24 protein-coding genes are annotated in these 23,850 nt (G+C 63.5%); 15 read left to right on the plus strand and 9 right to left on the minus strand.

Translation table 11 applies throughout. The annotated features are described in order from the left end of the window. Positions 1 to 23: 23 nt before the first annotated feature. The gene (paaZ, locus tag CXQ93_RS08520) at positions 24 to 2,171 is read left to right on the plus strand and encodes a phenylacetic acid degradation bifunctional protein PaaZ (RefSeq protein WP_104110016.1); all 2,148 of its coding nucleotides are present in this window, start codon (positions 24 to 26) and stop codon (positions 2,169 to 2,171) included. Between the two features lie 3 nt (positions 2,172 to 2,174). Here paaZ and CXQ93_RS08525 read toward each other — a convergent pair whose 3' ends face one another. Genes CXQ93_RS08525 through paaI form a run of 4 tightly spaced genes read right to left on the minus strand, consistent with a single transcriptional unit; the run spans position 2,175 to position 5,413 of the window. Beyond that, positions 2,175 to 2,939, minus strand: coding sequence for a DUF427 domain-containing protein (locus tag CXQ93_RS08525; RefSeq protein WP_104110017.1), 765 nt, complete (start codon positions 2,937 to 2,939; stop codon positions 2,175 to 2,177). Between the two features lie 38 nt (positions 2,940 to 2,977). Then, positions 2,978 to 3,598, minus strand: coding sequence for a TetR/AcrR family transcriptional regulator (locus tag CXQ93_RS08530; RefSeq protein WP_104110018.1), 621 nt, complete (start codon positions 3,596 to 3,598; stop codon positions 2,978 to 2,980). Between the two features lie 21 nt (positions 3,599 to 3,619). Beyond that, positions 3,620 to 4,948, minus strand: a complete 1,329-nt coding sequence (gene paaK / locus CXQ93_RS08535) for a phenylacetate--CoA ligase PaaK (protein ID WP_104110019.1) — start codon at positions 4,946 to 4,948, stop codon at positions 3,620 to 3,622. Positions 4,949 to 4,963: 15 nt separating this feature from the next. After that, positions 4,964 to 5,413 carry a hydroxyphenylacetyl-CoA thioesterase PaaI gene (gene paaI, locus CXQ93_RS08540; RefSeq protein WP_104110020.1) on the minus strand — a complete coding sequence of 150 codons (450 nt, stop codon included), beginning with the start codon at positions 5,411 to 5,413 and terminating at the stop codon, positions 4,964 to 4,966. 169 nt (positions 5,414 to 5,582) lie between these two features. Between paaI and paaA the strand changes: the two genes are divergently transcribed. The 6 genes from paaA to CXQ93_RS08570 are packed head-to-tail and all read left to right on the plus strand — an operon-like array spanning position 5,583 to position 10,388. Continuing rightward, positions 5,583 to 6,554, plus strand: a complete 972-nt coding sequence (gene paaA / locus CXQ93_RS08545; RefSeq protein WP_104110021.1) for a 1,2-phenylacetyl-CoA epoxidase subunit PaaA — start codon at positions 5,583 to 5,585, stop codon at positions 6,552 to 6,554. 2 nt (positions 6,555 to 6,556) lie between these two features. Continuing rightward, positions 6,557 to 6,889 carry a 1,2-phenylacetyl-CoA epoxidase subunit PaaB gene (gene paaB, locus CXQ93_RS08550; protein WP_104110022.1) on the plus strand — a complete coding sequence of 111 codons (333 nt, stop codon included), beginning with the start codon at positions 6,557 to 6,559 and terminating at the stop codon, positions 6,887 to 6,889. Beyond that, positions 6,886 to 7,791 (plus strand): 1,2-phenylacetyl-CoA epoxidase subunit PaaC, encoded by a 906-nt coding sequence (gene paaC, locus CXQ93_RS08555; protein ID WP_104110023.1) that lies wholly within the window; start codon positions 6,886 to 6,888, stop codon positions 7,789 to 7,791. Before paaB ends, paaC begins: the two co-directional genes overlap by 4 nt. Continuing rightward, entirely contained in the window at positions 7,788 to 8,345 is a 558-nt protein-coding gene (gene paaD, locus CXQ93_RS08560; RefSeq protein ID WP_104110024.1) for a 1,2-phenylacetyl-CoA epoxidase subunit PaaD, read from the plus strand. Before paaC ends, paaD begins: the two co-directional genes overlap by 4 nt. Next, on the plus strand, positions 8,345 to 9,553 hold the full coding sequence (gene paaE / locus CXQ93_RS08565; RefSeq protein ID WP_104110025.1) for a 1,2-phenylacetyl-CoA epoxidase subunit PaaE: 1,209 nt from the start codon (positions 8,345 to 8,347) through the stop codon (positions 9,551 to 9,553). Before paaD ends, paaE begins: the two co-directional genes overlap by 1 nt. 52 nt (positions 9,554 to 9,605) lie before the next feature. Next, positions 9,606 to 10,388 (plus strand): enoyl-CoA hydratase/isomerase family protein, encoded by a 783-nt coding sequence (locus CXQ93_RS08570; protein ID WP_104110026.1) that lies wholly within the window; start codon positions 9,606 to 9,608, stop codon positions 10,386 to 10,388. Here CXQ93_RS08570 and CXQ93_RS08575 read toward each other — a convergent pair. The 3 genes from CXQ93_RS08575 to CXQ93_RS08585 form a co-directional block, all read right to left on the minus strand. Further along, a complete protein-coding gene (locus tag CXQ93_RS08575) occupies positions 10,375 to 10,950 on the minus strand; it encodes a hypothetical protein (protein ID WP_104110027.1) in 576 nt (191 codons plus the stop codon). The two genes, CXQ93_RS08570 and CXQ93_RS08575, sit on opposite strands and share 14 nt — an antisense overlap. 46 nt (positions 10,951 to 10,996) lie before the next feature. Beyond that, positions 10,997 to 11,785, minus strand: coding sequence for an isocitrate lyase/phosphoenolpyruvate mutase family protein (locus CXQ93_RS08580; protein ID WP_062286489.1), 789 nt, complete (start codon positions 11,783 to 11,785; stop codon positions 10,997 to 10,999). A 70-nt stretch (positions 11,786 to 11,855) separates the two neighbouring features. Next, complete coding sequence (locus CXQ93_RS08585; protein WP_104110028.1) at positions 11,856 to 12,323, minus strand: Lrp/AsnC family transcriptional regulator; 468 nt, start codon at positions 12,321 to 12,323, stop codon at positions 11,856 to 11,858. 176 nt (positions 12,324 to 12,499) lie between these two features. On the opposite strand from CXQ93_RS08585, the gene CXQ93_RS08590 reads away from it, so the two are divergent. The 5 genes from CXQ93_RS08590 (at position 12,500) to CXQ93_RS08610 (ending at position 18,171) form a co-directional block, all read left to right on the plus strand. Then, positions 12,500 to 13,696 carry a thiamine pyrophosphate-dependent dehydrogenase E1 component subunit alpha gene (locus CXQ93_RS08590; RefSeq protein ID WP_374953397.1) on the plus strand — a complete coding sequence of 399 codons (1,197 nt, stop codon included), beginning with the start codon at positions 12,500 to 12,502 and terminating at the stop codon, positions 13,694 to 13,696. Further along, positions 13,693 to 14,763 carry an alpha-ketoacid dehydrogenase subunit beta gene (locus CXQ93_RS08595; RefSeq protein WP_104110030.1) on the plus strand — a complete coding sequence of 357 codons (1,071 nt, stop codon included), beginning with the start codon at positions 13,693 to 13,695 and terminating at the stop codon, positions 14,761 to 14,763. The genes CXQ93_RS08590 and CXQ93_RS08595 overlap by 4 nt, the downstream gene beginning before the upstream one ends. Beyond that, complete coding sequence (locus tag CXQ93_RS08600) at positions 14,760 to 16,058, plus strand: dihydrolipoamide acetyltransferase family protein (RefSeq protein ID WP_258068771.1); 1,299 nt, start codon at positions 14,760 to 14,762, stop codon at positions 16,056 to 16,058. Before CXQ93_RS08595 ends, CXQ93_RS08600 begins: the two co-directional genes overlap by 4 nt. An 81-nt stretch (positions 16,059 to 16,139) precedes the next feature. Then, positions 16,140 to 16,871 (plus strand): MBL fold metallo-hydrolase, encoded by a 732-nt coding sequence (locus CXQ93_RS08605; RefSeq protein WP_104110032.1) that lies wholly within the window; start codon positions 16,140 to 16,142, stop codon positions 16,869 to 16,871. Between the two features lie 103 nt (positions 16,872 to 16,974). Next, a complete protein-coding gene (locus CXQ93_RS08610; protein WP_104110033.1) occupies positions 16,975 to 18,171 on the plus strand; it encodes an MFS transporter in 1,197 nt (398 codons plus the stop codon). Between the two features lie 24 nt (positions 18,172 to 18,195). On the opposite strand, the gene CXQ93_RS08615 is transcribed toward CXQ93_RS08610, so the two are convergent. Beyond that, positions 18,196 to 19,101: a phosphatase PAP2 family protein gene (locus CXQ93_RS08615; RefSeq protein ID WP_104110034.1), complete on the minus strand. Its 906-nt coding sequence runs from the start codon at positions 19,099 to 19,101 to the stop codon at positions 18,196 to 18,198. Positions 19,102 to 19,160: 59 nt separating this feature from the next. On the opposite strand from CXQ93_RS08615, the gene CXQ93_RS08620 reads away from it, so the two are divergent. Further along, positions 19,161 to 20,135, plus strand: a complete 975-nt coding sequence (locus CXQ93_RS08620; protein WP_104110035.1) for an o-succinylbenzoate synthase — start codon at positions 19,161 to 19,163, stop codon at positions 20,133 to 20,135. On the opposite strand, the gene ald is transcribed toward CXQ93_RS08620, so the two are convergent. Beyond that, a complete protein-coding gene (gene ald, locus CXQ93_RS08625; protein ID WP_104110036.1) occupies positions 20,109 to 21,242 on the minus strand; it encodes an alanine dehydrogenase in 1,134 nt (377 codons plus the stop codon). The genes CXQ93_RS08620 and ald overlap by 27 nt on opposite strands. Positions 21,243 to 21,378: 136 nt before the next feature. On the opposite strand from ald, the gene CXQ93_RS08630 reads away from it, so the two are divergent. Both CXQ93_RS08630 and menD read left to right on the plus strand, forming a co-directional pair. Beyond that, entirely contained in the window at positions 21,379 to 21,855 is a 477-nt protein-coding gene (locus CXQ93_RS08630) for an Lrp/AsnC family transcriptional regulator (protein ID WP_062286497.1), read from the plus strand. Between the two features lie 79 nt (positions 21,856 to 21,934). Beyond that, positions 21,935 to 23,815 (plus strand): 2-succinyl-5-enolpyruvyl-6-hydroxy-3-cyclohexene-1-carboxylic-acid synthase, encoded by a 1,881-nt coding sequence (gene menD, locus CXQ93_RS08635; RefSeq protein WP_104110037.1) that lies wholly within the window; start codon positions 21,935 to 21,937, stop codon positions 23,813 to 23,815. The last annotated feature ends 35 nt before the right edge of the window (positions 23,816 to 23,850 follow it).

Genomic DNA, 23,850 nt, shown 5'->3' on the forward strand with positions numbered 1-23,850 from the left:
AACACCGAAAGGACGTCTCGACGATGACCACTGCAACGCTGATTGAAACTGTTCCGAGCTACATCGAGGATGCCTGGTGGACCCCGGCGGACGGTGAATCTGGCGTTGAAGCGCGCGACGCCAGCACGGGCGAGGTGCTGGCCCGCGTGTCCACCGAGGGGCTTGACCTCGGCGCCGCCGTCGAGCATGGACGCACGGTGGGTCAGGCTGAACTCGGCAAGCTGACCATCCACCAGCGGGCCCTGAAGCTGCGCGAGCTGGCCGCCTACCTCAAGGACCGGCGCACGGAGCTGTACGAGGTTTCGGCCCGGACGGGCGCCACGAAGATCGATTCCATGGTGGACATCGATGGCGGCATTGGTGTGCTATTCACCTTCTCTTCCAAGGGCCGGCGCGAACTGCCCAACTCCAATGTCATTGTGGATGGTCCCGTGGAGGTATTGAGCAAGGACGGCTCGTTCGTCGCCGAGCACATTTACACCCGCATCCCCGGCGTCGCAGCACAGATCAACGCCTTCAACTTTCCGGTGTGGGGCATGTTGGAAAAGTTCGCCCCGGCGTTCCTGGCCGGCGTCCCCACGATCGTCAAACCGGCCACACCCAGCGGTTATCTGGCCGAGGCGGCCGTGCGCGCCATCGTCGAGTCCGGGATCTTGCCGGCAGGTTCCCTGCAGTTGATCTCCGGCTCCGCCCGGACCCTGCTGGACGTCCTGGACTACCGGGACATGGTCTCCTTCACGGGATCCGCGTCCACCGCGAATGTCTTGAAGAACCATCCCAACGTGGCTCACGGCGGTGTGCGCTTTACGGCGGAGACCGACTCCCTCAACGCCGCCATCCTTGGCCCCGACGCCGTTCAGGGAACTCCGGAGTTTGACGCGTTCATCAAGTCCGTGGTCACCGAGATGACGGTCAAGGCCGGCCAGAAGTGCACCTCCATCCGACGCGCCATCGTGCCGAACGAGCTCAAACAGGCCGTCATCGACGCGATCGGCGCACGCATCAGCGAACGAGTGGTGGTGGGGGATCCCCGAGCCGAGGGCGTCACGATGGGTGCGCTGGCCTCGCTGGAACAGCTCGCGGATGTCCGCGCTGCCGTCGAAACGATGATCGACGCCGGTGGAGAGCTGGCCTATGGCACCCTGGACGCACCCGCCGTGACGCGCGCGGACGGCACGGTTGCCGCCGTCGTTGATGGTGCCTTCATGTCGCCGGTGCTGCTGAACTGGGCTGACGCCGAGGCGCCGGAGGTTCATTCGCTGGAGGCGTTTGGTCCGGTGTCGAGCGTGATTGGCTATGACACTCGCCCCGGCCGTGACGGAAAGGGGGTCGACGTCTCCGAGGCTGTCCGGCTCGCGGCACTCGGGGCCGGATCCCTCGTGGCCACGGTTTGCACGAACGACCCCGCCACTGCGCATGCCCTGGTGACGGGCATTGCCGCCCACCACGGCCGCGTGCTGGTGCTCAACCGCGAGGACGCGCGCACGTCCACCGGCCACGGCTCGCCAGTGCCGCACCTGGTCCACGGCGGACCCGGCCGCGCCGGCGGCGGCGAGGAACTAGGCGGCATCCGCTCGGTCAAGCACCACATGCAGCGCACCGCCATCCAGGGCTCGCCCAACATGCTCACGGCCGTGACCGGGGTTTGGCACACGGGAGCCGCCCAAGTGCTGGCCGGTGATCCCGGGTTTGGCGCAGTTGCCGGGGCCGTGCACCCGTTCCGGAAGTCGCTGGCGGAACTGCACATCGGCGATGGCTTTGTCTCCGGGCTGCGGCAGGTGACGCTGGAAGATATCACCGCCTTTGCGGACTCGACAGGTGACACCTTCTACGCCCACACTGACGCCGTGGCCGCGGAGAAGAACCCGTTCTTTCCCGGGATCGTGGCGCACGGCTACCTGCTGGTGTCCTGGGCCGCCGGGCTGTTCGTGGAGCCCGCGCCCGGCCCAGTCCTAGCCAACTACGGGCTCGAGGGGCTGCGCTTCATCACCCCGGTGGCGGCCGGTGATTCGATCCGCGTGACGCTGACGGCCAAGAAGATCACCCCGCGCGTCACCGATGAATACGGCGAGGTCTGCTGGGATGCCATTCTGCACAACCAGGACGGCGAAATCGTGGCCACCTACGACGTGCTGACGCTCGTGGAGAAAGAGGACACGCTGTACAAGTAGGTGTTACAGCTCTTCGACGTCCACCAGGTTGTCGTAGAAGCAGACGTAGCCGGCAATTTCGACGGCCGGCGGCAGCGGCGTTTGGTAGCTCCATGCCACGTCGCCGTCCGGTCCGTCCGCCAACCTCCAGTAGCTGGCGGTTCCCTTGTAGGGGCACAAGGTGGTGGAGTCGGTGGACGCCAGGGCATCCCACTTCACGTCGGCCGCAGGGATGTAGATCCGCTCCGCGAGGTTCGTCTCAAACACTATGAGCGGGGACGTCGACTCCGCCAAGGTCAGCTGCCCGGCCATGACCCGGACGTGGCGAGAGCTGTGCCGGATATCTACGCGGTGGAACGGGTCGCGGGGGTGGGACTGGACGGGGTCGTCCTCTTCCAGCCAGTCGAATGCATCCGAATCAAACGCCACGTACCCTTCCAAATCCGGGTCATCGAAACCGAACGCTGCGGCTTCGGCCGTGCGTCCGCCGGCGGTGACATCAAATGCGGTCCCAGGCGTGCTGTGCCGGCTGAACGAAATGCCGGGGTGCAGCACAGGGGGAGCATCGGTGCCGGTTGGGCCGGGAGCGGCGGGGCTCAGGACACCGACGACGCCGTCTGCCGGCACCGCATAACAGGGCACCACCCGCCGGGGTTCCCAGACGATGACGGCACGGCGGGAGTCCAGAACCACATCCGTGTCGAGCAGGGCCCGAATGTGCTTGGTTGTGGGTTCGTAGCGGAGTTCGCGCGAGAGCGCCTGCAGGGTTGTAGAGATTTTGGTAGCCATGACACCAGCGTGCGCCGGGCTGGGAGCAGAGTCAACGGCTAGCGGTGCAGGCCTTGGAACGCCATGGAAATCACGTCGTCGGCCAGTTTCGAGGCGGAGAGCGGGCCGCCGGGCTTGTACCATTCGACGATGGAGTTGATGGTGCCAAAAAGCAGCCTGGTGATGGTGCCGGGGTCAATGTCGGTGCGCAGCCTCCCATCCTGCTGGGCCGCCGACACGAGCGAGGTAATAGTGCGGTCAAAGGTGCGGCGCCGCGCCAGCGCATCGCGTTCCATCTCCGTGTTACCGCGCAGGCGCAGCAGCAGCGTGACGAAAGGCAGTCGCTCCACGAGCACGCCGATGGTGCCTCTGAGCACAAACTCAAGACGGGCGTCGGCAGCTCCGGACGTGGCGCCGTCGAGCCCTAATACAGACTCCAAGCCGCCCAGAGCCTGCTCCAGTGCCAGTCGCAGCAGGTCCTCCTTGGATGGCACATGGTGGTAGATGGCAGATTTTGAGATGCCCAGGTTCTCCGCCAGGATGCCCATGGACGTGGCCTCGTAGCCGTGCTTGTTGAAGACCTCGACGGCGATGCGCAGCACCGACTGTTGGTCATAGCCGGGCCGGCCGCGCTTGCTGGTGGCGGCGGTCGGCGTGGCGGTGGGGAGGGTGGCAGGCATGCTTCCTAGTTTCTCACGCTGTCAGACTTTCGGGCGGTTGTCGTAGATCCGGCGGAGCTTGCCGCTGGAGCGGGCCAGGGAACCGGGCTCAACGATGTCGATGGTGCAGGAAGAGCCCACATGGATCTTAATCTGCTCCTTCAGGGCCAATCCGGCAGCGGTGCGCTCGGTCGGCGTCGTGTTTTCGCGCGGCTCAATGTGGACAGTCATCTCGTCCAGGCGCCCCGTTCGGTTCAGCTCCAGCTGGAAATGTGGGCTCAGGGCCGGGATGCGCAGGGCAATTTCCTCGATCTGGGAGGGGAACAGGTTGACCCCGCGCAGGATGATCATGTCGTCGCTGCGCCCGGTAATGCGGGCCATCCGGCGCATGGACGGACGAGCCGTGCCCGGCAGCAGGCGGGACAGGTCCTTGGTGCGGTAGCGGATGATCGGCAGTGCCTCCTTGGTCAGCGCCGTAAACACTAGTTCGCCTTCCTGACCGTCCGGCAGCACTGCATCGGCCCCGATGGCCGGGTTGAAGGGGTCGATGATCTCCGGGCGGAAGTGGTCCTCCCAGATGTGGTTTCCGTCCTTGGTCTCCATGGATTCCCCGGCAACCCCTGGCCCCATGACTTCTGAGAGCCCGTAGATGTCGCACGCGTCGATGCCCAGCCCTTGTTCAAGCTCGTGGCGCATTTCCTCGGTCCACGGCTCGGCGCCGCACACGGCAAACTTCAGCGACGTGGTGCATGGGTCGATGCCGCGGTGGAGCATGGCGTCCATGATCGTCAAAAGATAGGTGGGCGTGCACATGATGGCGTCCGGCTCAAAGTCCGTGATGAGCTGGATCTGCTTTTCCGTCTGTCCGCCGGACATAGGGATGACGGTGGTGCCCAGCGCCTCGGCTCCATAGTGGGCCCCGAGTCCGCCGGTGAACAGGCCATAGCCGTAGGCGTTGTGGACCAACATGCCCGGGCGGATGCCGGAGGCTCGCATGGACCTGGCCACCAGGGAGGCCCAGACGTCGATGTCGTTGCGTGTGTAGCCTACAACTGTGGGGCGGCCCGTGGTGCCCGAGCTGGCGTGGATGCGCACCACCTCGCTTTGCGGCACCGCAAACATGCCAAACGGGTACTCCTGGCGCAGGTCTTCCTTGGTGGTGTAAGGGAACTTGGCAAGATCCGAAAGCTCGCGCAGATCCGAAGGGTGGACTCCCGTCTCATCAAACTTCCGCTTGTACAGAGGCACTGTCTCGTAGGCGTAGGCCACCGTGTGTTGCAGCCGGGTGAGTTGCAGCGCCTCGAGTTCCTCGCGGCTCATGAGTTCGGCGGCGTCCAGGGCGGAGGGGTCATTAGGGGTGGAAGCGGTCATGGAGGCCGGGCCCTTCTAGTTGGTGTCGCGGTTGGGGATGGTCCGACTGCGGCCACGGAATTCGGCAACCACTGTGCTGGCGGCGTCATCGGAAAGGCTGTCCCCGCTGAATACCTGGACGTCGTACAGGCCACTGCGGCCGTTTTGCTGGCGGCGGTTGGCAACGGCGGTGATGCGCTGGCCCGCGCGGGTCGGGGCCAGGAAGTTGACGTCAACGCCGGCAGCAACGGTGACCGTGCTGCCGTCGGCGGTTGCGGAATTGCAGGCCAGAGCGAAGGCGGAATCGGCGAAGGTAAAGATCATGCCGCCGTGGGTGATGCCGAAGCCGTTCATCATTTCGGGGCGCAGCGTCATGGCAATTCTGGCGTGGCCATCGCCTAGGGCCAGCAGTTCGATGCCCAGCCACTCGGTGGCGGGGTCGTTGGCCAGCATTGGGTGCTCAACTGCCGGGTCGATGGGCGCCATTGGCAACTCCTCACATTTTCTAACCGAATGTTCATTAGGTAATACCCTCCCGGGCGGTCCTGTCAATGCTCGGCCATTTGGCGGTCTACTGATTGACGGGGCACGAAGTCCACTATATTCTGAACGAACGGTCGGTAATTAATTCCGGCAGCAACCTGAAGGAGATGCCATGGCACACGAAGCGCCGTCCGAGGCGGACGCGGCCGGAGCCGAGAACTTTGAGCGCATCCTGGCCAAGGATTCCCGTGTGGAGCCCAAGGACTGGATGCCTGACGCGTACCGCCGTTCACTGGTGCGCCAGATCTCCCAACATGCGCACTCGGAGATCATTGGCATGCAGCCGGAAGCCAACTGGATCACCCGCGCGCCGAGCCTCAAACGTAAATCCATCCTGATGGCGAAGGTCCAAGACGAGGCTGGCCACGGGCTATACCTGTACTCGGCCGCCGAAACACTGGGCACCAGCCGCGACGAGATGATGGATGCACTGGTGCAAGGTACGGCCCGCTACTCTTCCATCTTCAACTACCCCACCGTCACGTGGGCGGACATGGGCGCCATCGGCTGGATGGTGGACGGCGCAGCCATCTGCAACCAGGTTCCCCTGTGCCGGGCGTCCTACGGACCCTATGGCCGGGCCATGGTGCGGGTATGCAAGGAGGAATCCTTCCACCAGCGCCAGGGATTCGAGATCCTGCTCGAGCTGGCCAATGGCACCCCCGAGCAAAGGGCCATGGCCCAGGACGCCGTGAACCGCTGGTACGCCCCGTCACTGATGATGTTTGGCCCGCCGGATGACGATTCGCCCAACTCTAAGCAGTCCATGGCCTGGAACATCAAGCGCTTCAGCAACGATGAGCTGCGGAACCGTTTTGTGGGCATGCTGGTCGAGCAGGTCAAGGTGCTGGGCCTGACCCTCCCGGACGACGAGGTCCGGTTCAACGAGGACACCAAGAAGTGGGAGCACGGGCCCCTCGACTGGGAAGAATTCAAGGAAGTTTTGGCCGGCCGGGGCCCCTGCAATGCACAGCGCCTGGAGCGCCGCCGTTCCGCCCATGAAGACGGCGCCTGGGTCCGGGAGGCAGCTTCGGCCTACGCGGAGAAGCAGGCTGCGGAGCACGCACAGAAAGTAGCAGCCTAAGCATGAGCCCCCAAGAATCCACCGAAAGTACGACGCCGGCACCTGGGGAAGGTGGCCATCGCTGGCCCCTGTGGGAGGTCTTTGTGCGCTCCAGCCGCGGCCTGAGCCACGTCCACGCAGGATCCCTGCACGCTCCCGATGCCGCCATGGCACTGCGCAATGCCCGCGATTTGTACACGCGCCGAAACGAAGGTGTGTCGATATGGGTGGTCCCCTCCGACGCCATTGCCGCCTCGGATCCCGACGCCAAGGGCGCCTTCTTTGAGTCTCCGCAGGGCAAGGACTACCGGCACGCCACGTATTACACCAAAAGCGAAGGGGTGAAGCATTTATGACACAGTCCCTGGGCGATGCCTCCGCCTCCGCCACCCGCATCCTCCCCAGCAGCTCCCCTCGCTCGCAAGCTCGCGACGGGGCCCTCGCCGCCGGGGCCCCACCAGGCAACGCACTCCGGCCCGAGGACATCGCCCTGGCCGCACAACAGGGTGCCGCGAAACCCGGTGAGGACGTGGCCAACTACGCGTTGCGCCTTGGTGATGACGCGCTGATTCTGGCACAGCGCCTGGCACACTGGATTTCCCGTGCCCCAGAGTTGGAGGAAGACGTGGCGCTGGGCAACATCGCCCTCGACCAATTGGGCCACGCCCGATCCTTCCTTACTTACGCGGGCAGTGCATGGGGCAAGACTGAGGATGAGCTCGCCTATTTCCGTCGCGAACCGGAATTCCGTTCCGCCCACCTTTTTGAGCAGCCCAACGGCGATTTTGCGGCCACTATTGCCCGCCAGTTCATCGTGGCCAACTACCAGTTCCCGCTCTACCGGGCCTTGGTCAACTCCAGCGACCCCTTGCTGGCTGCCATCGCCGCGAAGGCGGTCAAGGAGGTCGACTATCACCGCGACCACAGCACTCAGTGGGTGTTGCGCCTGGCCGGCGGCACCGAGGAATCGCGGCGCCGCATGATCGCCGGGTTGAAACTGATGTGGCCATTTGTTGGCGAGCTGTTCGAGGACGATGCCTTGACAGCGCGACTCGGCGATGCCGGGGTCGTGCCCTCCAGCCTGAAAGCGGAGTTTGACCGGGCCACGGCGGAGGTCCTGGACGAGGCTGAACTGGACGTCTCCGCCTATCCCATGGCCACGGGCGGGGGCAGGCAAGGCCGCCATTCCGAGCACCTGGGATTTGTGCTGGCCGAGCTGCAGGTGCTGGCGCGCGAATTCCCCGGGGCAAGCTGGTGATCGCCGTGGACACCCTCTCGCCAACGTCCCACACAACTGCGCAGCAGGCAGTTTGGGACATTGCCGCCCGCGTCTGTGACCCCGAAATTCCCGTGCTGACCATCGCCGACCTTGGCATCCTGCGCGCCGTTGAGGTGTACGACGCCGACGGGCCGGGTGCCGCTGCCGGAAAGCCTTCTGTCCGGATCACCATCACGCCCACCTACACAGGTTGCCCGGCCATGGACGCCATCCGTGCGGATCTCGCCACGGTCTTCGCCGCCGAAGGGTACCCCCAAGTAGAGGTGCTCACCGTGCTGGCCCCTGCCTGGACCACTGACTGGATGAGTGCCGAGGGCCGGACCAAACTGGAACAGTATGGCATCGCGGCACCCAGCGGGCATTCCACCGCGGGAGGCCACAGCGGCCCGGTCCGGTTGGCCCTGCAGGTCAAATGCCCACAGTGCAGTTCCCTGAACACTAAGGAACTGACCCGCTTCGGCTCCACGTCCTGCAAGGCGCTGTACGTCTGCCAAGACTGCAAGGAACCCTTCGATTACTTCAAGGTGCTGTGATGACCGTCCCCGTTGATGCCACCGCCCGGCGCAAAACCTCCTTCCACGAGCTGACCGTGGCCCAGGTCCGCCGGCTCACTGACGACGCCATCGAGGTGACCTTCGCCGTGCCGGCCGAACTAGCAGGCTACTACGACTACCTACCCGGCCAGTATGTGGCCCTGCGCGTCCACATGCCGGATGCCACGGGCGTGGATCGGGAGCTCCGCCGCAGCTACTCCATCTGCGCGGTCCCCGCCCAGTTCGACGACGGCAGCTCCGAAATCAAGGTGGCCATCAAGCGCGACCTCGGCGGGGAATTCTCCACCTGGGCCAACTCGGAACTTGCCGCGGGGGCGCTCATGGAGGTTATGAGCCCCATGGGCGCGTTCATCTCCAAGCACGTCGGCGCCAACCGTGACGGTGCCGTCTCCAACGTGCTCAACAGCATGAACCACCCGGAAGACATGGTCCGCTCAGCCGGAACGTATGTGGCCATAGCGGCAGGCTCCGGCATCACGCCCGTCATGGCCCTGGCACGATCGCTGCTGTCCGGAGACCCGGAGACCCGCTTTGATTTGGTGTACGCCAATAAGGCCACCATGGACATCATGTTCCTGGAGGAGCTGGCGGATTTGAAGGACAGATATCCGCAGCGATTCGCCCTCCACCACGTGCTGTCCCGCGAACAACGCATCGCCCCCGTCATGAGCGGACGCCTCGACGCCGCCAAATTGGAGGCGCTGCTGGGTACAGCAATCCACACCGACGACGTCGACGAATGGTTCCTGTGCGGCCCGTTCGAGCTGGTCCAACTGTGCCGCGATGTCCTCGCCGCCCGCGGGGTGCCGACGGCGCAGGTCCGCTTTGAGCTGTTCACCACGGGCCGTCCCGACCGCCCCGAAGGGCAGGCCGGCCGGCCCGTTCTGGTGGACGAATCCGAGGAAACGTACAAGATCACGTTCACCCTGGACGGACTCAAGGCCGACATCCTCAGCCCTACCCACGCCAGGGAATCCATTCTCAACGCCGCATTGCGCGTGCGCCCCGACGTCCCGTTCGCGTGCGCCGGCGGCGTCTGCGGCACTTGCCGGGCCAAGCTGGTCTACGGCACCGTGGACATGGAGGAAAACTATGCCCTCGAGCCCGAGGAAGTCGACGCCGGCTATGTTCTCACCTGCCAGTCCCGCCCCACCACGCCCGAAGTCACGGTTGACTACGACGGCTGACGCCAGGGGTCTGGGCGGGCGTACGCTGTTCCCATCCAATTAAGGAGCCCTCATGATTGAGCTTTCCATTGCCGACGGCGTCGCCGAGATCGTCCTGGACGCCCCCTACAAGCTCAATGCGCTGGATGAGACTGCCTTGGTGGATCTCAGTGATGCGTACGACGCCGCTGCTGCCGCCGCCTCCGCGGGCACCGTCCGGGCGCTGCTCATCCGGGGAGAGGGACGGGCGTTCTGCGCCGGCCGCGACATTGTCGGGGTGGACGGCGCCAACGACGACGCCCGGCGCTACTTGGAGGGTTTGTTGACTCCGTTGCTGCAGAAGGTGGCAGCCTTTCCTGCCCCCACTTTTGGGGCAGCACAAGGCGCCTGCCTCGGTGTGGGGCTGGGACTGTTGATCGCAACTGACGTGGTTTATGTGGCGGAAAATGCCAAATTTGGCTCACCCTTTGGCAACCTCGGGGCCACACTGGATTCCGGCGGCCATTGGCTGTTCACAGAACGGCTGGGCGCGCACCGCACTCTGGATTTGATTTACTCATCCGAGCTCATGAGCGGCGCTGACGCTGTGGCAGCTGGTTTGTTCAGCCGGGCCAAGCCGGCCGAAGACCTGCTGGACTTCACGCGGGCCGCGGCAGCGAAGGCTGCTGCCGGACCCACCCAAGCCTTCAACGCCAGCAAAACCCTGGTGGCACAAATCCGGGACCGGCGGCTGGGACTATGGGACGCCGTCGTGCTTGAAAATGCAGCGCAGGTGGCACTGTCGAAAACGGTCGACTACGCGGAAGGATTTGCGGCGTTCACGGCCAAGCGGAAACCCGAATTTAGGGGGCAGTGACGCCTTCGGGTGGGTGAGAGCGGCGGCGGGCTACAAAGGGCCATGCCGCTGTCAGCACGCCGAGCGCCACAAGAACGAACGCTTCACCGGGGAAGTCGGCCACGCGGAGGGCAATGGCCGCGGCCAAATAGGGCAGGGCTGCCCACTTCAATGGGGTGTGCTTCAGGCGGCTGCCCCAGGCAAAGAGCAGGAGCGCAAAGAACAGACTCAGTTCAAAACGGGCCGACCATTCGACGAAGAAGAAGATGCCGCCCACAATCACCAGGACTCCGGCCGCCGAGATGGTCTGGCGGCGAGCCTCCGCACCCTCCGAGCCTGCCTTTTTGGTGAGGGAGAGTGGCAGCCAGATCAGGGCCGCGCAAAAAGCCGGAAGCAGCGGTGTCAGAAAGAACACGGGAGCGCTGATGGTGGCCGGGTCGCTCGCGCCCAGAAACAGCATCAGTGCCGAAAGCAGGGCCCCGAGACCGGCAGCCATGAAGACCAGTCCGCTCACCGCCGGAGCTTCCTGAACGGCAATGGCGGTTTCGGCAGCTTCTGCCCGGAGTGTGTGGTGATTCTTCATGTATCCATCGTCGCAGCTTTCTCGGCTGCCACAATGCAGCCCCAGATCAGTTCAGGGGACGGGTTCCTTCCGGCAGGGCGCCGTTGTTGAGGAGTGCCGTGGCGGCGTCAGCCAATGCTGTCAGGGCCACACGCTGTGTCCATGGACCGTAGGAGATTCGCGCCACACCCAACTCCTGAAGTGTGGCCGGAGAAAGTGATCCCGGGACATTGATGACGCTCACTTTTCCGTGACCGATACCAGCCACGAGAGCCTTGACGGTGGGCTCATCCAGCTTGCCTGGGACGAAGATGCAGGCGGCGCCCACCTCAAGATAGGCACGGCCACGTTCAATAGCTGCCTCAAGTACTTCGCGGGGGTCGTGGTCAGCACCGCGCAGGAACGCGTCCGTCCGCGCATTGAGAACAAAGTCAATGCCTTCGGCAATTCCGGCGTCGGCGGCTTGCTTCATTTGCGCCACGGCCTGCGCGAGCGGGCGCATTTGGTCTTCGATGTTGGCACCTGTGATCCCGACGCCGATGGCCCGCCGCACCGTCTCACCCGGATTCCCGTAGCCGGCCTCAAGGTCAGCCGAAACCGGCAGCTCGGTGGCCGCGGCAATGCGGCCAACGGCTTCGATCATGGTGGCTACCGGGATGTGTTCGCCGTCTTCATAGCCGTAGGATGCGGCAATGGAGTGACTGGCAGTGGCCAGTGCTTGGGTTCCGGGGAGATCTGCCACGACCTTGGCCGTGATGGCATCCCAGACATTAATCAACTGCAAGATTTTTGGATCCTGATGAAGTCGGAGTAATTCGGTGGCTTTCGCTGCGGTATTTGCCGGTGTGGGAGTCATGGCTTCAGCGTAGCTGCGGCGGGCAAAAGAAAACAGGCACGGTAGCTCAGACGGTGGCTCAGACGGTGGTTCACCGGGTGTCGAGGTCCTCGAAGATGAGGTGTGTCTTCGTATCGAGTACGCCGGGCATGGATTGCAGCTGGTCAAAGACCACGCGGCGCAGGCCTTCATTGTCCTGGGCTCGCACCAGCAAAATGACGTCAAAATCACCGCCAACCAAGGCAATGTGCTCCACCTGGGGGATGGCACGCAACTGCTCCCGCAATTCCCGCCACCCATGCTGGCTGACCTTCAAGGTCACGTAAGCGCTCGACTTCAGCCCGGCCTTCACCGGATCAATGAGCGCGGTGAACTTGCTCAACACTCCGGAGGACGTCAGCCGCCCAATGCGGGCATAGGCGTGGGCGCGTGAAATGTGCACGTTCTGGGCCACTGCGCTGACGGAGCTGCGCCCGTCCCTTGTGAGTTCGGCAAGGATGAGCCGGTCGATCTCATCCAGCTGGAGTGATTCCGGGGGCACGGGTGTATTTGAATCCATGGCTCTCCTAGTGATTATGTCTTTCAGGTTAGGGGTAATTGAACAAAAGTTCCAGAGTTTTGGGCATCTAAGGCGACAGTCCGTAGGTAATTGCATACTGAATTTAGCGGAATATCTTTGGCTGTTTCTGTTGCTGCGGAAGGAATGAGTGTTCAATGACGAACCACCCAGAATTTATGGACCACCCGGGGAATGCGGCGTTGCTGACCGGTCAGCATGGTGAATACCTGCTGCCCTCCCAGAATCCGGTGCAGCTGATCACCCCTGAGGGCGCCATACGCCACCGTGGAGACGGGCACAGCGCCGGGAATTTTAAGGACAGCTATCCCATGCCTTCGGCGGAAACCTTGCGCCGGGGCTATGCGGGATTGGTGCTTGGGCGGCGGATCAATGAGCAGGCCGGCGCGTTGGTGCGGCAAGGACGTATGGCCGTGTATCCGTCCTCGCTGGGGCAGGAGGCCTGCCAAGTAGCCGCCTGGATGGTGCTGGAGAGCAGCGACTGGCTGTTCGCCAGCTACCGGGACACCGTCGCCATCATGGGGCGCGGCGTGAGTGCCGCGGAAGCCTTCGAATCTCTGCGCGGTGACTGGCACAGCGGATTCAACCCGTACGACTACAACACAGCGCTGCCCACCACACCCCTGGCCACGCAATTGCTGCACGCCGTTGGTGTGGCACATGCGGCCAAATTGCGCGGCGAGGACACCGTGGTGCTGGCCATGTGCGGCGACGGGGCCACCAGTGAGGGCGACTTTCACGAGGCCCTGAACTTTGCCGCCGTCTTCCACGTCCCTGCCGTGTTCCTCATCCAAAACAACCAATACGCAATTTCGGTCCCGCTCATCCACCAAAACGTTGCCCCGTCCCTGGCCCACAAGGCTATTGGTTACGGCATGCCCGGCGAGCGCGTTGACGGCAATGACCTGGCGGCGCTGCTGACGGTGCTGGGTACAGCAGTTGACCGTGCGCGAAAAGGTGGCGGGCCGGCGCTCATCGAGGCGCACACGTACAGGATGGAAGCCCACACCAATGCCGATGATTCCACCCGCTACCGCTCCGCCGAGGAGGTGGCGCAATGGGTGCCCAAGGATCCTTTGAAGCGCCTGCGCAAATACCTGTCCGACGCCGGAGAGCTGGGTTCGGAGCACGAAGAGACTTTCACTGTGGCTGCGGATGGCGTGGCGAAACAGCTGCGCGATGGGCTCAATGCGCCCAGTTCGCCTGATCCGCTGGACATGTTCCGCTTCGTCTACAGCGAACCCACACCGCAACTACGCAAGCAGAGCCGGCAACTGGCCGCGGAACTGGCGGCTGTGGCGGTTGCTTCTGCCACTACCGCTGCTGGTGGACATGGAACGGAGGCGAGGTCATGACTGCAGTCCCGGCCCTGGCGCCGGTGGAAATCTCCGGACGGCAGGAGCTGACCTTTGCCAAGGCGCTGAACCTGGCCATGGCAGACGCCATGGCAGAAGATCCCACAGTGCTGGTATTCGGTGAAGACGTGGGCACCCTGGGCGGGGTATTCCGTATCACTGACGGGCTGAAGAAGCGTTTCGGTGAGGAACGATGCTTTGATACACCGTTGGCCGAATCCGGGATTGTCGGGATGGCCACGGGCATGGCCATCAACGGCATGAGGCCTGTGGTGGAGATGCAGTTTGACGCCTTCGCGTACCCAGCCTTCGAGCAGATCGCCAGCCATGTGGCCAAGATGGGCAACCGCACCAGAGGCCGGGTCCGCCTGCCCCTTGTCATCCGCATCCCTTACGCCGGCGGGATAGGGGGAGTGGAGCACCACTGCGATTCTTCGGAAGGCTACTACGTTCAGACTCCGGGACTGACTGTTCTGACGCCGTCGACCATTTCAGATGCTTACATTTTGTTGCGAGACGCCATTGCCTCCCCGGACCCTGTGGTGTTCATGGAACCGAAGAAGCTGTACTTTTCCAAGGGCAGCGTGGACGTGGATGACTTGCGGGCACGGTATGCCTCTGCCGCCGGTACGGGAGGTGCGCTCGCCAGCCAGTCAACCATTGGGCAGGCGGCCGTGATCCGGGCTGGTACTGATGCCACGCTCATCGCCTACGGTCCGTCGGTGGCGCCAGCGCTCGCCGCCGCGGAAACTGCTGCCGCGGAGGGCCGCTCGCTGCAGGTTATTGATGTCCGGTCCCTGGTCCCTTACGACGAGGCGACCATCGATGCCGCTGTCCGCGCCACCGGCAGGGCCGTGGTCATTGCGGAAGCTCCGGGTTTCGCCTCGATGGCAGCAGAGATTGCGGCCGGAATTCAGGAGCGTTGTTTTCATTCACTGGCAGCGCCGGTGCTGCGGGTCACAGGCTTCGATGTCCCCTACCCGGCACCGAAACTTGAACACTATTACCTTCCCGGCGTTGACAGGATTCTGGACGCCGTGGACCAACTGCAATGGGAGCATTCATGAGCGTGCAGACAAGCGGGCAGGTATTTCTCCTCCCTGACCTCGGCGAGGGACTCGTTGAAGTGGAGCTCGTGACCTGGCTGGTGGCCGTCGGAGAGCGAGTGGAGGTTGACCAACCCATCGCTGAAGTTGAAACCGCCAAGTCAGTGGTGGAAGTTCCCTCACCCTATGAAGGAACTGTCACAACACTGCACGGTGCAGAAGGGGACGTTCTGGCGGTTGGCAAACCATTGATCACCATTGCCGCGCCGGGATCGCAGACTGAAACGGAGGTGGCACCGGAAGGCTCTGGCAACGTGCTAATTGGCTACGGCACCTCCGAGGCGCCCGGAACTGGTCGTCGCCGGCCATCGTTGGCCACCGCGGCCCGTAGTGCGCCGCTGGTCATTTCCCCGGTGGTCCGGAAACTAGCCAACGATCACGGGATCGCGCTGGTGGACCTTCAGGGGTCGGGCGAGGCTGGGCTCATCCTTCGCGCGGATGTGGTTGCTGCCATTGGCTCGCCACCATCGGAGGAGGAGCCGGAGACAGGTGAGCCACTGAATGAGCGGGACGTGCGGGAAGGCGCGGAGGAGGTGTCCGGCGTCGTCCATCAACGAACGGGTCTGACGGTGACAGCGCGGCGTCCGCTCAGCGGCATGAAAAAGGCCGCGGCCGCGTCACTGGTGCGCAGCCGGCGGGAGATTCCGGAGGCCACTGTCTGGGTGGATGTGGACGCCACAGCCCTGCTGGAATTGCGTGCCGGGCTGGGCGAGAACGCGCCAAGCGTGCTCGCGCTGCTGTCACGATTTGTGACAGCGGGGCTTAGTAATTTTCCGGAACTGAATATGTCACTGGAAAATCGTGATGGTATTGACGAGCTCGTCTCGTATGCCGGGATCAACCTCGGTTTTGCTGTGCAGACTGAGAGGGGTCTGATGGTGCCGGTACTGCGGAACGCGCAGGGGCGTACGGCGCGGGAGCTGGATGGTGCCATTGCTGAGCTGGCGGCTGCCGCCCGGGCCGGTAGGGCGAGCCCCGCGGAGCTGTCCGGTGGCACGTTCACCATCAACAATTACGGGGTGCTGGGCGTGGACGGCTCGGCAGTCATCATCAACTATCCCGAGGCCGCGATGCTGGGACTGGGGCGCATCATTGACAAGCCGTGGGTGGTTGACGGAGAACTGCGAGTGCGCAAGATGACCGAGTTGACGCTGGCTTTTGACCACCGTGTCTGTGACGGCGCCGTTGCCGCGGGTTTCCTGCGATTCGTGGCCGACGCCGTGGAAAACCCGGCCGGCGTGCTGGCCGATCTGTAACCTCGCAGGCCCCACCGTAACCACCTGTCGTCAGCGGCCTGTCACCAGCCGCACAGCACCGGGTAGGGCTAGGGTCGGAGCATGACAAACCATCTGGCGAATCCATGGAGGAGGCTAGGCGGCGGAATTTTTGTGCTGGCCAGCAATTCCGCCAGGGCCCTGGTGAACATCGGTCTGGTGGTGGGTTCCGAGCGAGCGCTGGTGGTTGATACTGGCGCCGGACCACGCCATGCCACCGAGATCCTCGCCGCGGTGCGCACGCTGACGCCGCTACCCCTCGTCATTGCCAACACCCACGCTCATTGGGATCATTTCTTCGGCAATGCCGTGTTCCGTGCCGAAGGGGCCCTGTCCGACGTCGGTACTCAGTTTTGGGCCCACACCGCCACCGCTCGCGGCATGGCCGAAACGGGGGAGTCCCAGCGGGCAGAGGTAGCGGGCCTGGAACCTGAGATGGCTGCCGGCTCGGGGTCGCAGACGGAGATTGTGCTGCCCACGCATTTGATCCGACGGGCACCGGTGGTGCTGGACCTTGGCGCGGTCAACGTGGAGTTATTCTGCCTGGGCCGCGGTCACACCAATGGTGATCTGATGGTGGGCGCCCCCGGTGTGCTTTTTGCCGGCGACGTGCTGGAAGAAGGCGCGAAGCCGCAATTTGAGGGATCGTTCCCGATCGAATGGGCGGCCGTCCTGCGCAAACTTGGCGGCATGGGTGCCACTTATCCGGTCATGGTGCCAGGCCACGGCCAGCCCGTGAATGCTGCGTTTGCCGCAAAGCTCGCCGAGACCGTGGAGGCGGGACCCAGAGCCTAGGCTGCCGCACTTCTGAGCACCGCCTTCTGAGCACCGCCTCCCGCTGAGCGGCCGCTCACCCCGAGCGCCTCACCATGAGCACCGCAGGGCTACAGTGGGGGAAGTGAAAAAATCAGCGCAGCCTAACGAATTCAGCCTCTGGTCAATTGCCGTTCCGGCGTACGGACCGTCGCTGCTGTTTGGCATAGGTGAAGGTGCCATTTTACCCATCATTCCGCTGAGTGCCCGTGACATGGGATCGTCCCTGGCGGGTGCAGCCTTAGTAGTGGCACTGATTGGCATTGGCTCGCTCATCTGTAACATTCCGGCCTCCTTGCTCACCGCCAAGTTCGGTGAGCGGTTGGGCATGGTCGGGGCAGCGGTGCTCAGCCTGATAGCCCTGTTGCTGTGTGTTTTCGCCACCGATTTGTGGCTCTTTGCCATCGGCGTGCTGCTTATCGGCGCAGCCTCGGCCGTCTTCCACTTGGCCCGTCAGAGCTATCTCACGGAAGCCGTGCCGCCGCTCATGCGCGCCCGAGCCATGTCCACATTGGGCGGCGTGGGGCGGATCGGTCTCTTCGCCGGACCGTTCATTGGTGCGCTGGTGATTCACCTGGTGGGAATCTCCGGAGCGTATTGGGTGGCCGCAGTTGCCATAGCCGGCGCTGGCGTTCTGGCGTTGTGGCTGCCAGATCTGGTCAGTGACAAGAATGAGAGGTTCACAGGCCCGGCTCCAACAGTGCGCTCCTTGGTGGCGGCTCATCGGTCTCTCCTGCTCAGCGTGGGGATCGGAATTCTGTTGGTGAGTGCGGTGCGCTCAGCCCGGCAAGTGGTGGTGCCCTTGTGGGCCGATAACTTAGGCCTGAGTCCAGCCGCCACATCCCTGATCTACGGCTTGTCCGGCGCCATCGACATGCTGGTGTTTTATCCGGCCGGCAAGGTCATGGATAAGAAGGGGCGTAATTGGGTGGCCATCCCGTCCATGGTCCTCATGGGTGCCGCTCTGCTCTTGATGCCGCTGACAATTGGAGCCACATCACTGCTGATGGTGGCCTTGTTGATTGGGTTTGGCAACGGCATCGGATCAGGGCTGATCATGACGCTGGGGGCCGACTACGCTCCGCGGCACGGCCGGGCTCAATTCCTTGGCATCTGGCGGTTCATGGCTGATATTGGCGGATCCAGCGGACCAGCCATCCTTGCGGGGCTGACGGCCTTGATCACGCTGTCCTTTGGAATTGCCGCAACCGGAGTGCTGGGACTAGCAGCGGCAGCAGTCTTGGGATATTCCATTCCCCGCAACAAGGTCATCGAGCGCTAAGCACCCCAGCGCAAGTCCAGGGCGCTAAGAACGTTTGGACCGGCGTCGTACGGGCAAGGTCAGCAGCAGCGTACCGGCAACTGTCAAACCATAGCCGCCCACCACAATTTGCCCCACACCCGCAAGGAAGTATTTGGTGGTGCTGGTGGCCTCGGGCGCCGATAACTGCCACACGAGCAGGGCCACTGCCAGCCCGGAAAACAGTGTCAAAATGGCCGTGATCAGGACCCATCCGCGGCCCGAGGCCCAGTGCATGTGCGAACCCAACCACACGTTCCAGCTTGGCCCCGTTCGCATGACGGCCAGCGCCGCCAAGGACGTCCAGAACGCCACGACGAAGAATGCGGCAAGGACGTCGGCCGGGCGGTGCCATTGGTTGATGAGGGTGGAGATGCCGGCGAGAACGGCGTAGCTGCCACCCACAAATGCGGCAGCGGGACGCCACCGGGGGGAGACCACCAGGAACACGGCGGCTGCGGCACTGGCAGCCAGCGTGCTGTGCCCAGACGGCAGCGAATTCAAGGCCAGCGTTGGCACGCCCAGATCAGGTCGATCGGGCAGGCCAGCCTTGATCAGTTGGGTGGACAAATTGGCGGCAACCATCGCAGCCAGTGCGATCCCGGCCGCCTTCCAGCGCCGCCTGACCAGAGTGACAAAGAGCACCACCACAATGGCGATCACCAGTGAGGTAACCGGCAAAAGGTCTAGCACCTTGGCCGTTTGGAGCCCAATTTTGGACTGCGCCACGGCGGCCTCAACCAATGCGGACTCGTCAAAAAACTGGCCGGTGGTGGTGTTGACGAAGAAGCGGTAGCTCAGGATGATCCCGGCCAAGCTGATGATCGCCGCAAACACAAAAGGCCAGGCGGCGATGCGTGCGGGGGTTGAACCGCCGGATCGGGCGCGTTGCTGGGCAGCGTGGGTATTCATTGACTTAAGGTTCCCACATGTTCATGGGAGCTCGCTGACCATCGCGGTACAGTGAAATCATGCCGACTTTCCCCCCGCTGGATGAAATTCTTGCCAACGCCCACGTTGTCGCCTTGCCCATGAAGGTGAAATTTCGGGGCGTGCTGGTGCGCGAGGTCATGGTCTTCTCCGGTCCTGCCGGATGGGCCGAATTCTCCCCGTTTGTAGAGTACGACGACGTCGAGTCGGCCAGGTGGCTGGCCTCGGCATTGGAGGCGGGCTGGCTTGGGCACCCCGCCCCCGTGCGTGACTGGGTGCCGGTTAATGCCACGGTTCCGGCTGTCTCCGCCGAACAAGTGCCGCAGGTACTTGCGAATTTTGACGGGGCTCAAACGGTGAAGGTCAAGGTGGCCGAGGCAGGCCAGTCGCTGCGTGAGGACGCCGCGCGGGTTGGCGCCGTCAGGCATTTACTGCCGGAAGCCAAGATTCGCATTGACGCCAATGGCGGCTGGGACGTGGATCAGGCGGTGCAGGCACTGCGGCTGCTCAGCGTGTTCGGGCTCGAATACGCTGAACAGCCGGTGGCCAGTATTGCCGAGATGGCCGCTGTGCGCCGGGCTGTGAACGGCTCGGTACTCATTGCGGCGGATGAAAGCGTCCGCAAGGCCACAGACCCGCTCGCCGTGGCCCGCGCTGGGGCGGCGGACCTCTTGGTGATCAAGGCCGCGCCGCTGGGTGGCGTGCGCCGCGCCTTGGAAATTGTGGCTGAAGCGGGGCTGCCTGCGGTGGTGAGCTCTGCGCTGGACTCCTCGGTGGGTATCAGCACCGGCTTGGCGCTTGCCGCTGCGCTGCCCGAACTTCCCTACGCTTGCGGGCTTGGCACGGTATCCCTCATGGCCGGTGATATTTCCGAGCCAAGCCTGGTGGCAGAGGATGGCGGAATGCACCCACGCGAGGTGGTGGCCAACCCCGAGCTGCTGGAGCTCTTTGCCGCACCCGCCGAACGCCGCGATTGGTGGATGGAGCGTCTACGCCGCTGCCACGCTCTGCTGTAGGAGGTCCTGCCACGCCCATAGCTCAAGCCCGTGTGCGCTGCTCACGGAAGGGTGCGTCACCTTTCCGCCCATCACATTTAGGCCCAGGGCCAGGTCCCGGTCATTGTGCAGTGCCGCTGCCACACCGTTATTGGCCAAGGCAAGTGCGTACCTCAGGGTGACATTGGTCAGTGCATAGGTAGAGGTGTTGGGAACAGCGCCAGGCATGTTGGCCACGCAGTAGAACAAGGCATTGTGCACCCTGAAGGTCGGGTCTTGGTGGGTGGTGGGCCTGCTGTCCTCAAAGCAGCCGCCTTGATCCACAGCAATATCAACCAACACGGAACCGGGCTTCATCCGGGAAACCAGATCATTACTCACGAGCTTGGGGGCTTTCGCCCCGGGGATGAGGACCGAGCCAATAACAAGATCGGCGTCAATGACTGACTTCTCCACCTCATATTTGTTGGACGCGACGGTCTTGAGGCGGCCCTGATATTGCGCATCAAGTTCACGGAGCCGGTTGGTGTTGATGTCCAAAATGGTGACATCGGCGCCCAATCCCATGGCCATCGCTGCCGCGTTGGACCCGGCGACCCCGGCACCGAGCACAACAACTTTTGCTGGACGGACCCCTGGAACCCCGCCCAAGAGAATCCCCTGGCCGCCGGCGGGGGCCATCAGGGATGCCGCGCCCACCTGCACGGAAAGTCGTCCCGCCACTTCTGACATCGGAGCCAGTAGCGGAAGCGAGCGGTTTGCGGTCTGAACGGTTTCGTAGGCGATTGCCGTAACCCCAGCGTCAATCAGTGCCTGCGTGAGTTCCGGTTCCGCCGCCAAATGGAGGTACGTGAAGAGGATGAGGCCTTCTCGGAACCGGCTGTACTCGGATTCGATGGGCTCCTTGACCTTCATAACCATGTCCGCACGTGCCCACAACTCATCGGCATCAACGACGATCTCTGCCCCGGCCAGCGCATAGTCCTCATCACTGATGCCCGATCCGACGCCGGCGCCAGCCTCAAGCAAAACCTGGTGCCCCGATTCCCGGAGCTCATGAACTCCGGCCGTGGTGATGGCGACGCGGAACTCGTTATTCTTGATTTCTTTGGGGACTGAGACGATCATGGGTTTTCCTTTGAAAGCTGCTGTGGTGGGTGTCACAAGGGTTGCAGTTTCTGTTCATCTTCGCCATAGTCCGCGTAGAATCTACGGACAGAAGCGCATAAGTGGAAGATTTCCGCAGCGTCAAGGAGGCATTGCCATGCCGGAACCGAAGAAAATACGGCCGCCTTTGGACGCCCTGGACCACAAATTGCTTAGTCTTTTGGTGGCGGACGCACGCGCCACCAACCAGTCGCTGGCCGATGCCCTGGGGATTGCTCCTTCCACCTGTCTGGCCAGGCTCAAGGCGCTCAAGGAAACAGGTGTCATTGAGCGCTTCACCATTGACGTTGACCCGGAGGCACTGGGGCGCTCGCTGCAGGCTCTCATCAGTGTGCGGCTGCGGCCGGGTGCCAGGCACCTGATGCAATCATTTGCCGAGGACCTTCGGTCTGTGGCAGATATTTCGCAGTTCTTTGTGCTGGCGGGCACGGATGATTTCCTGATTCACGTTAAGGTTCGGGACACCGCACATGTCCGGGAATTCGTCCTCGAGCACCTCTCTTCCAACCCAGCCGTGGCCGCGACCCAAACCAACTTGATCTTTGAACACGTGTGGGGCGATTCCCTGAATTGAGTCCCGGGAGGGCCTTCGCTCAGCGCCCGGCACCCTGCTGTGGGTGGCTACAGTTAGTGGTGTGACTTTACTGAGCTCGATGGATGCTGCCCGCTATGTTGTTGATGCGCTCGAACGTGCAGGAGTGCGCCACGTGGTGGTGGCCCCCGGCTCTCGCAGCGCCCCGCTCGTGTACGCCCTGGCCGAGGCACAAGCCGATAAGCGGATCACCGCGCATGTGCGAATTGACGAGCGCGTGGCCGGATTCACCGCTCTGGGGCTGGCCCTGGGCGCCAAGGGCCCCGCGGCAATTGTGACCACGTCCGGCACTGCCGTGGGCAATCTGCTCCCGGCCGTCATGGAGGCCAACCACGCTGGGGTGCCGCTGCTGGTGCTCTCCGCCGATCGTCCCGAGGAGCTGCGTGGCACCGGGGCGAATCAGACCACGTTCCAGCTGGATCTCTTCGGAGACCATGTGCGCTTCGCCACCGACGTTCCCGCTGGGAACGATCCCACCAGCGCAGTATCCACCGCCCTTACGGCTGCTCTTGGACGGCTCGAGGGCATCCCGGCTGGCCCGGTGCAGGTCAATTTGGCCTTCCGGGACCCGCTGACTCCCGCCTTGGACGGTTCCGAATGGGAGCGGCTGCTTCCGGTCATCGAGGCTCCTGACGCCGCGGCTGGGATCGCGGATGAGCTCCTCCTGAAAGCTCAGGCCGTGTCAGCTGCAGACTCGGACGAAGCCGTCACCGCCGCTGCAGTCAGCGGCGCCGAAGTGGCTCCCGGGCCCAGAGACGGCATTGGCGCCGAGTATCTCGCAGAGGCCCCGCTCCGGCCATTCCCTAGCTCCTCTTCTAGTCCCATATCTGGTCCCTCGTCTAGTCACCGAACGGTAGTTGTTGCCGGACATGGAGCCGGTCCCGAGGCCGAACACTTTGCCCGGATGCTTGACCTGCCGCTGCTGGCCGAGCCCTCGTCCAACGCTCGTTTTGGGCCCAATGCTATTGGCCCGTACCGGATGCTGCTGGATAAATTTGGACCAGAGAGCGCGCTTCCCATCGAACGAGTGGTGGTTTTCGGACGCCCCACACTGTCGCGCCAAATTAGCGCCCTAATGGCGCGCACGGATCTGGAACGGGCACTCTTCGTGCCGGAACCTGTGCCGTGGTTTGAGCCCGGGCGCCGCACTGAACTAATCCTGACCCAATGGGATCAGCTGCTGGGCTTTGCCGGGAGGGGCCCCGAGGGATGGTTGCAGGCTTGGCAGGAGGCAGGCGAACGGGGCGAGTCAGCCCTCGACTCTGTAGTGGCTGGCACATCCAAGGACACAGCCGGGAGACCAGGTCGCGGACAACTCGCCGCCGAAAGCACCCTGAATGGCCTGCAGCTTGCCCGAGCAGTCTGGGATACGGCTCAGATGGATACCAGCAGCATCCTCATGCTTGGTTCCTCCAATCCGGTCCGTGACGCAGATCTGGCCGGCCAGCCCACCGTGAAAAACGGGGCTGCCGTGCACGCCAACCGAGGCTTGGCCGGGATTGATGGCACCATTTCGACGGCAACGGGACTGGCGCTGGCTACCGGCAAAACAACGCGAGTGCTCCTGGGTGATTTGACATTTTTGCACGATTCCGGCGCCCTGAACATTGGCCCCCTGGAGGCACTGCCCCAGATCCAGGTCATCGTCCTGAACGATGGCGGTGGTGGGATCTTCTCCGTTTTGGAGCATGGAAAGCTGGCCGAGGCACCGGACTACACAGCCACCGTCGAACGGTTCTTTGGGACCCCCCATACGGCAAGTTTGGGGGCGTTGGCTGCGGCCTTTGGCTGGAGCCACGTTTCGGTCGGCACCCCGGAGCAACTGGCCAAGGCGCTGGCCGCTCCTGTGCTGTGGCCGTGCGTCATTGAGGTTGTTGCTGCTGGGCGGGGTGACTTGCGGGAGCTCCACGCCAGTATCGCCGAGGCCATAGCGACCAGCTGAGCCGCAAGCAATACATAGGATTTGCTCAGGTAGGG

Origin of the sequence: Arthrobacter sp. N199823 (assembly GCF_002929705.1) — a bacterium.
In the GTDB taxonomy this organism is placed as follows: domain Bacteria; phylum Actinomycetota; class Actinomycetes; order Actinomycetales; family Micrococcaceae; genus Specibacter.